At 76.4% G+C, this 8,095-nt stretch carries 7 protein-coding genes and 1 pseudogene; 3 read left to right on the forward strand and 5 right to left on the reverse strand.

All coding sequences use genetic code 11. The features are described from left to right. Positions 1-64 precede the first annotated feature (64 nt). Positions 65-2,146, forward strand: a complete 2,082-nt coding sequence (locus HOY81_RS15835) for an MMPL family transporter (protein WP_237321055.1) — start codon at positions 65-67, stop codon at positions 2,144-2,146. A 203-nt stretch (positions 2,147-2,349) separates the two neighbouring features. After that, positions 2,350-3,723, forward strand: a complete 1,374-nt coding sequence (locus HOY81_RS15840; protein WP_237321056.1) for a deoxyribodipyrimidine photo-lyase — start codon at positions 2,350-2,352, stop codon at positions 3,721-3,723. 322 nt (positions 3,724-4,045) lie between these two features. Here HOY81_RS15840 and HOY81_RS15845 read toward each other — a convergent pair whose 3' ends face one another. The 5 genes and pseudogenes from HOY81_RS15845 to HOY81_RS15865 form a co-directional block, all read right to left on the reverse strand. Then, entirely contained in the window at positions 4,046-4,375 is a 330-nt protein-coding gene (locus tag HOY81_RS15845) for a hypothetical protein (protein ID WP_237321057.1), read from the reverse strand. A 225-nt stretch (positions 4,376-4,600) separates the two neighbouring features. After that, positions 4,601-5,479: a DUF4397 domain-containing protein gene (locus tag HOY81_RS15850; protein WP_237321058.1), complete on the reverse strand. Its 879-nt coding sequence runs from the start codon at positions 5,477-5,479 to the stop codon at positions 4,601-4,603. A 111-nt stretch (positions 5,480-5,590) separates the two neighbouring features. After that, positions 5,591-6,247: a class F sortase gene (locus HOY81_RS15855; RefSeq protein ID WP_237321059.1), complete on the reverse strand. Its 657-nt coding sequence runs from the start codon at positions 6,245-6,247 to the stop codon at positions 5,591-5,593. Next, positions 6,244-6,914, reverse strand: a pseudogene (locus tag HOY81_RS15860) (DUF4383 domain-containing protein). Before HOY81_RS15860 ends, HOY81_RS15855 begins: the two are co-directional and overlap by 4 nt. 49 nt (positions 6,915-6,963) lie before the next feature. Further along, complete coding sequence (locus HOY81_RS15865; RefSeq protein ID WP_237321060.1) at positions 6,964-7,605, reverse strand: sigma-70 family RNA polymerase sigma factor; 642 nt, start codon at positions 7,603-7,605, stop codon at positions 6,964-6,966. Positions 7,606-7,723: 118 nt separating this feature from the next. Between HOY81_RS15865 and HOY81_RS15870 the strand changes: the two genes are divergently transcribed. Then, a partial coding sequence (locus HOY81_RS15870; RefSeq protein ID WP_237321061.1) for a MerR family transcriptional regulator occupies positions 7,724-8,095 on the forward strand: 372 nt, incomplete at its 3' end.

The raw sequence follows: 8,095 nt of genomic DNA on the forward strand, positions 1-8,095 counted from the left end.
TACAAGTCTCTCAATCATTGAGATATATTGCACCGGCCCCCGACCACCCTGATGAGGACACTTCATGCCGCGCACTCCGCGCCGCCTGCTGCCCGTCGCCCTGCTGCTGCTCTGGGTCGCCGTCGGCGGCCTCTTCGGCCCGTATCCGGGCAAGCTGAGCGAGGTCGCCACCAACGAGCAGTCCGCCTTCCTGCCGCAGAACGCCGAGTCCACGCGGGTGCTGGACGCCCAGGAGCGGCTCCGCACGGACGAGGGCATCCCGGCGATCGTCGTGTGGACGGCCGACGACGGCTCGGTCTCCGCACAGCAGCGCCAAGCCGCCACCACGGCGCTGTCCGGTGTCACGGACGAGCCCGCCGTCCAGGGCGAGGCCTCCCCCGCGGTCCCGTCCGAGGACCGCGAGGCGATGCGCGGCGTCGTCCAGCTCGACTCCGCTGTGGGCGAACGCGTAGGGGAAGTGGTCGGCACCCTGCGGGAGGCCGCCGGGACGGTGCCGGACACCACGGTGCACATCGCCGGCCCGGCCGCGACCCAGGCGGACCTCACGGACGCCTTCGCGGGCATCGACGGGCTGCTGCTCTCGGTGGCGCTCGGCGTCGTCCTCCTGATCCTGCTGCTGGTCTACCGCAGCGTGCTCCTGCCCCTGACCGTCATCCTCGCCGCCGTCCTCGCGCTCGCGCTCGCCACCGCGGTGGTCTACACACTGGCCGACCACGACGTGCTGCGGGTGGACGGCCAGGTGCAGGGCATCCTCTTCATCCTGGTCATCGGCGCCGCCACCGACTACGCGTTGCTGATCTCCGCGCGCTTCAAGGAGGAGCTGGCCGGACACGGCGACCGGTTCGCCGCGATGACCGCGGCGCTGCGCCGTTCCTTCGGGGCCGTGGTCGCCAGCGGAGCCACCGTCGGACTGGGACTGCTCGCCCTGCTCCTCAGCGACCTCTCCAACAACCGGGCCCTCGGCCCCGTCGGCGCCATCGGCATCGTCTGCGCGATGCTCTCCGCCCTCACCTTCCTGCCCGCCGCGCTCACCCTGCTCGGCCGCGCCGCCTACTGGCCGGCCCGCCCCAAGGAGACCACCGGCCCCACCGACCCGGGCACCCGCGGGCGGGGCGTGTGGCCCCGGGTGGCCGGCGCGGTCGACCGGGCCCCTCGCCGGATCTGGGCGGGCACCCTGGTGGTGCTGGCCGCCTGTTCGGCCTTGGCCACCGGGCTCAACGCGCAGGGCGTGCCGCTGAGCGAGACCTTCATCAACGACACGCCGTCCGTCTCCGCGCAGCAGGTGCTCGACGAGCACTTCCCCGGCAGCTCCGGCAACCCGGCCGTCATCGTCACCGACGCGGACCGGCTGCGCGAGGTCACCCGGGTGGCGCGGACCACCGAAGGTGTCGCGGACGCCGCCCCGGTGACCGCCTCCGGACGCCCCGGCGGCGCCCCGCTCACCGAGGACGGGCAGGCCCTGGTCCGGGCCACACCGACGGCCGCGGCGGACAGCGAGGCGGCGATGGAGACCGTGCAGCGGCTGCGCGACGGGGTGCACGCGGTCCCCGGCGCCGACGCGCTGGTCGGCGGCTACACCGCGCAGCAGTACGACATCCAGCAGGCCGCCGAGCGCGACCGGCAGATCATCCCACCGGTCGTGCTCGCCATCATCCTGGTGATCCTGGTGGTGCTGCTGCGCGCCCTGCTGCTGCCGCTGCTGCTGGTGGCGACGGTGGCGCTGAACTTCACCGCGACCGTGGGCGTGGCCGCGCTCGCCTTCGAACACGTCTTCGGCTTCTCCGGCACCGATCCGTCGGTCCCGCTGTACGGCTTCGTCTTCCTGGTCGCCCTGGGCGTCGACTACAACATCTTCCTGATGACCCGGGTCCGCGAGGAGGCCCGCCGCAGCGGCACCCGCCGGGGCGTGCTCACCGGGCTCAGCGCCACCGGCGGGGTGATCACCTCCGCCGGCGTCGTGCTGGCCGCCACCTTCGCCGCGCTCGCGGTGCTCCCGCTCGCCTTCCTGGTGCAGATCGCGTTCATCGTGGCGTTCGGCGTGCTGCTGGACACCCTGGTCGTCCGCTCGCTGCTGGTGCCCGCGCTGGTGCGGGACATCGGCCCGCAGGTGTGGTGGCCCGGCGCCCTGCGCCGGTCGGCGGACTGAGACGGGCGAAGGACCGGGGTCGGGCGATGGACCGGGGTCGGGGGTCGCGGGCCGGCACCGGGCTCCGGCCGCCGCCGTCCGGGTGACCCGCGGTGCGCGGCGCCGCATCCGGGCGGCGGCGGCGCGCAGAATCCCCGGTGAGGCGGCCCGGACGCGTCCGTCCGGGCCGCGCCCGCGCCCGCGCACCGCCCCCGGGAGAGCTGTTGAAGGTCTCGATCGCCCTGTTCACCGCCGATCTGCGGCTGCACGACAATCCCGTACTGCGGGCCGCCCTCGACGCGTCGGAGCAGGTGGTGCCGCTGTTCGTGCAGGACGACGCGATCACCGCGGCCGGCTTCGACGTACCGAACCGGCGCGCCTTCCTCGCCGACTGCCTGGCAGGTCTCGACGCGGGACTGCGCGAGCGCGGCGGGCGGCTGGTGCTGCGCAGCGGGGACGTGGTGCAGCAGGTGCGGGAGGTGGCCCGGGAGACCGGCGCGGGGGAGGTGCATCTCGCCGCCTCCGTCGGGGCGTACGCACGGCGGCGGGAGGACCGGCTGCGCGAGGGCCTGGCAGGGGACGGCCGGGATCTGCGCGTGCACGACGCCGTGACCACCGCGCTGCCCCCGGGCGCGGTCACCCCGCAGGACCGGGACCACTTCGCCGTCTTCACCCCCTACTTCCGGCGCTGGGAACAGGAGTCGCTGCGGACGCCGGTGCCGGCCCCGCGGCGGGTGCCGGTGCCCGGACAGGTGCGCTCCGGCCGGCTGCCCGAGCGGGGGCGGGTGCGCGACACCTCACCCGGGTTGCCGGAGGGCGGCGAGGCCGAAGGCCGGCGGCGGTTCGCCGCCTGGCTGCGCCGCGGGATCGACGGCTACGCGGACCGCCACGACGACCTGGCCGGCGACGCCACCTCCCGGCTCTCCCCGCACCTGCACTTCGGCACCCTCTCCGCCGTGGAACTGGTGCACCGGTCCCGCGAGCACGGCGGCCCCGGGGCCGAGGCGTTCGTACGGCAGCTCGCCTGGCGGGACTTCCACCACCAGGTGCTCGCCGCCCGCCCGCAGGCCGCGCACGCCGACTACCGCGACAGGGGCGACCGGTGGCGGACCGGCCGGGACGCCCGCGAGGACGCCGCCGCCTGGCGGGACGGCCGCACCGGCTACCCGATCGTGGATGCGGCGATGCGGCAGCTCCGCCACGAGGGCTGGATGCACAACCGCGCCCGGCTGCTCACCGCCGGCTTCCTCACCAAGACGCTCTACATCGACTGGCGGACCGGAGCCCGGCACTTCCTGGACCTGCTGGTCGACGGCGACCTGGCGAACAACCAGCTCAACTGGCAGTGGGTGGCCGGCACCGGGACGGACACCCGGCCCAACCGGGTGCTCAACCCGCTCGCCCAGGCCCGGCGCTTCGACCCGGACGGCTCCTATGTGCGGCGCTGGGTGCCGGAGCTGGCCGGGGTCCGGGGGCGGCGGGTGCACACCCCCTGGTCCCTGCCCCGGGCCGACCGGGAGGCACTGGACTACCCGGAGCCGCTGGTCGACCTGGCCGCCGGAGCCGACCGCTTCCGCCGGGCCCGCGGGGTGGACTGACCGCCCGTCGAGGGGGCCCGCGGGCGTCCGGCAGGGACCGCGGGCGCACACCGCGCCCGGAGGCAGCCGCCGGGGCCCGCCGGCCGTCGTGCCGCCGCGGGCCGACCGGCCGCCGGGATCAACCCAGTGGACGACCGAACCGGCCGGACCGCCGGGCCCAAGCCCGGGCCGACGGGACCAGACCCAGGCCGCCGAGGCCGTCCCGAACCGACCGAACCGGCCCGCACCGCCGGGACCACACCCAGGACGACCGGACCAGACCCGCACCGCCGGGACCGGACCCGAGCCCCCGGAGCCGGCCCCGGACCGCCGGGACCAGCTGCTACTTCCGGCCCCCCGGCGGCCCCTGACGCGGCCTGCGACGCCAGGTGGCCCCCGGCGGATTCCGCCCCGGCTCACGGGGCGGCCCGGGTGGCTCGTGCGCCGGCACCCCCGCGCGGCGGGCGAGGGCCGGCCACAGCCAGGGGGGCGGCGGCACCGGCCGGTCCGGTCCGGGTGCGGACCGGGCGGCCCGCACCACGCGCCGCAGCGCCGCCAGGCGCTCGCGGCACTCGGCACAGCGGGCCAGATGCCGGTCCTGGGCCTCGGCGGCGACCGCCTGGTCGCCCTCCACGGCCCGGGCCACGAGGTCGGCGGCGTCGATGTGCGGCACGTGGTGCACCTCCCTCCGTTCGGTGCACGGCGCCGTACGCGTCCCCGGCGTACGGCGCCGTGCGGCGGCCCGGCCCCGCCGGAGGGGGACGGCGACGGGACCGGGGCCGCGAGCCCCCGGCCGGACGGCGCCCGGCCGGGGAGACCGGTGAACTGTGTTCCTCCTCCCGGCGCCTCCCGGCGCCGCTCGTGGTGACTGCGGAGAACCTCGGGGCACGCGGGCGGTTCAGTGCTCCTGGGCGGCGGCGCGCCGGCGGGCCGTCAGCACCGCCCCGGCGGCGAGCACGGCCGCTCCCGCGCCGCCGGCGGCCAGCCAGGCGGTGGAGTCGTTGCCGCCCGCCATCGCGTCGCCCTCGCCGGCCGGGACACCGCCGGGGGCGGAGTGCATGCCGGAGAGGGTCTGGGTCTTCAGCGCCAGGCTGTCGTCCTCGGCGCTGCCCCAGGCGTAGACGACGGTGTGCGTGCCCTCCTCCAGCGGCAGGTCGGCCGGGCCGATCGCGACCTGGTCGGTGCCTGCGAGCACCACGTCCGCGGAGACGGTGCCGGGTGCGACCTCGGCGCTCTTCTCCTGCGGGTTGCTCAGGTCCCGGAAGACGGCCTTGCCGTCCGCCCGTACGTCGACCGCGGGGGCGGCCGCGACATGACGAACCGTCAGGCGGGACTCGCCGGCCGGGACCTTGGAGGTGTCGTTCGCATAGGCGGACAGCTTCGGCGTGCCGTCCGCGGAGAGGTGGGCGGCGACCGTGGCGTTGCTCCCCTTGCGCACCTCGACCGTCTTCTCCATCGCCGGCTTGCCGTCGCCGGGGCCCGAGCCGTCCGGGAAGACCTTCAGGTCGTAGCTGCCCGGCTGGAGCGGCATCGGGTCCGTCAGGGTGCCCGGCTCGAAGTCCGGGATGAGTTCCTTGTCCCCGGCGTAGACGTCCACGGTCATCCCGGGCACGCCGTGGAACACCGACACCATGGCCTTGCCCTGGGTGTCAGCGGTGCTTCCGGCGGCTCCGGCGCTCCCACCGGAGGCGGCGCCGGCGGGAAGGGCGGCCGACAGACCGAGCACACAGCTTCCGGCCACGGCCGCCAGCAGAGCGGTCTTGCGTGAGTACGGCATCAGATTCTCCTTCACCCTTCCCTCGTGGAGTCCCCGCGGGACGGTCCCGCGCTGTCACGGGGCTCTCATCGGGGACTTCGCACGACGCGCCCCGCACGGATGCGCCCCGCGTCACCCTGCGGGCTCCGCCGTGACGACCAGATTCCGCTGATAGCCGCCACGCTCCGGGTCGTACGGCGGCGCGCAGGTGACCAGCGTCAGCACCGGCGGCCCGGCCCTGCGGAACACCGCGGCCGGCAGGGCGTCCTTCTCGACGGTGGCGCGCGCGGTCACCGTGTAGCGCAGTTCGGGCCCGCCGTCCCGGGCGACCCGCACACCGTCGCCCGGCCGCACCTCGTAGAGGGCGGCGAGGGCGCCGAGCTCCCCGGTACGGGAGTCGACGTGCCCGACGAGTACGGCGGAGCCCCGCTCCGCGCCGGGTGCGGGACCGAACCGGTACCAGCCGGCCTGCCGGGGCTCCGCCGGGACGCGTACCGTGCCGTCGTCCGCGACGCCCACCGGCACCACCGACGCGTCCAGCGAGACCTCGGGCACCCGGAGCCGTACGGGCGGGGGAGCGGCTTGCGCCCCGGCGGGCCCGGCCTCCGCACCGGTCTCCGTGGACGGGGGCGGTGCGGGCGCCGGGCCGGTGGCCGCGGGCGGGCGCCCGAAGTCCGGCGGCGGGTCGCCACCGGAGCCGCCGAGCGCCGTGAGCAGCGACCCGACCAGCGCGGCCGTCGCCAGTGCGGCGAGCACCCAGACGGCGAGGCGCCGGGGGACGGCCTTCACGGCCGCTCCCCCGGGGCCGCATGGCCTCGCAGCTCCCTCGCACCGCCGGCCACGCCGCGGGCGCCCGCCGCGGTCCCTCCCCGCACGGCGGGCCGCGCGTGGGCGGTCTCCGCCCCCGGGGCGGCCCGGCGCTCCCCCGCCGCGGTCTCCTCGCGGCGCCTCTCCCCGGCTGCGATCTCCTCGCGGCGCCTCTCCTCGCGCGCGGCCTGCTCGGGGTGGCGCCGGCGCCAGTACGGGTTGTCGTGGGGCAGTCCGCCGCTCACCCGCCCGTACATGCCGAAGGTCAGGATCAGCAGCCCCATGGCGAAGCTGAACAGGACGTTGGGCATCCGGAACGCCAGGATGTTCGCGGAGCGCTCCAGCAGGGCGAGGTGGACGAAGCCGCTGAGCACGAAGGTGGCGCCGACCGCCATGTTCAGGGTGGACGCGGCGTTGCCTCCGGCCACGGCACCGCCGATCAGCAGCAGGCCGAGAGGACGGAGAGAAGGCTCAGCATGCCGTTGCTGGAGAGCCCGGCGATCTGCTCCCCGTCGGTGTCGAAGAAGGCCAGCCGGTCGGCGAAGCCGAGCAGGCCGAAAGCCAGCAGGACGAGCCCGCTGAGGGCCGCGCCGTAACGGTAGACGCCGGCCAGCCGGTGGTCGACGGGCAGTTCGTCACGCAGTTGCATCGTGTCTCCTCTTCCGGTCGTCCGGAGCCGGACCGCGCGGACCGCGCGGTCAGCCCTCGGCGGGCACGGACTCCAGCACCCGGCGGAGCCGGTGCAGGCCACGGCGCGCGTGGCTCTTGACGGTGCCGAGGGCCATGCCGGTCCGGGCGGCGATCTGGGTCTGCGTCAGGTCCTCGTAGAAGGCCAGCCGGAGGACGAGCTGCTGCGCCTGTGGGAGCCGGGCGAGCTCGGTCGCGACCAGCACCCGGTCGACGACCCCGTCCGCGGCCCCGGCGGTGGCCTGCTCCACGACCGGAAGGCCCTCCCGGGCGGCGGCCGCGGCGAACAGCCGGGTCCGGCGGGTGCGGGCGGCGAGCGCGTCGGCGATCTTCCGGCGGGTGATGCCCACCAGCCAGGCGCCGAGCGCGCCGCGGTCCGGCCGGTACCCGGCGCGCCCGCGCCAGGCGGCGAGGAAGACCTGCTGGGTGACGTCCTCGGCCTCGCCGCGGTCGCCCAGGGACCGCAGAGCGAGGGTGTGCACCAGGGTCCCCCAGCGCCGGTAGACGGCGGCGAGGCTGTGCGCGTCCCCCCGGGCGAACGCCCGGGCGAGCCGTTCGTCCGCAGCGGTCTCCTCGACGGGTGCCCGCAGGGAACGGGCGGCCGCGTCCTCCTGGGGAGCGCGGACCGGGGGGTGCTCGGTGGCGGTGGTCATCGCGGGTTCCTCTCGCCGGGGTCTCGCCGGGTGCGCCGGCCCTGTGCGACACCTCGAGAGTCACCAAACGATGCACAGCGGAGCCACTTGCATCGATTGTGCGTCGTATGATGGAGGCATGAGCAGCGACCGAAGCGACCCGAACGGCCGGACACCGCCTTCCGCCGCCTCCGGCCCGGCGCGGGACGCCCCCACGGCCGGCCTGACCACCGGCGCCGTGGCCCGGCGGTTCGGTGTGGCCCCCACGACACTGCGCTCCTGGGACCGCCGCTACGGCGTGGGTCCGGCCACCCGCGAGGGCGGACGGCATCGCCGCTGGTCACCGCGGGACCTGGAGGTGCTGGAGGAGATGTGCCGGCTCACCGGCTCCGGGGTGCCGCCGGCCGAGGCGGCCCGCGCTGCGCTGGCGCTGCGCGCCCCCGAGGCCCGGGAGCGGCACGACGCGGAGCCGGACGCCGCCGGGGCCCCGGGCACCCCGGCGCCCGGCCCG

The sequence above is a fragment of the Streptomyces sp. JJ36 genome (assembly GCF_021696945.1).
GTDB lineage: Bacteria > Actinomycetota > Actinomycetes > Streptomycetales > Streptomycetaceae > Streptomyces.

Excerpts from the sequence above, each read along its gene's own strand:
- HOY81_RS15865 (WP_237321060.1), bottom strand. The coding sequence starts at position 7,605 with ATGACCACCGCCACCGAGCACCCCCCGGTCCGCGCTCCCCAGGAGGAC.
- HOY81_RS15835 (WP_237321055.1), top strand. The coding sequence starts at position 65 with ATGCCGCGCACTCCGCGCCGCCTGCTGCCCGTCGCCCTGCTGCTGCTC.
- HOY81_RS15850 (WP_237321058.1), bottom strand. The coding sequence starts at position 5,479 with ATGCCGTACTCACGCAAGACCGCTCTGCTGGCGGCCGTGGCCGGAAGC.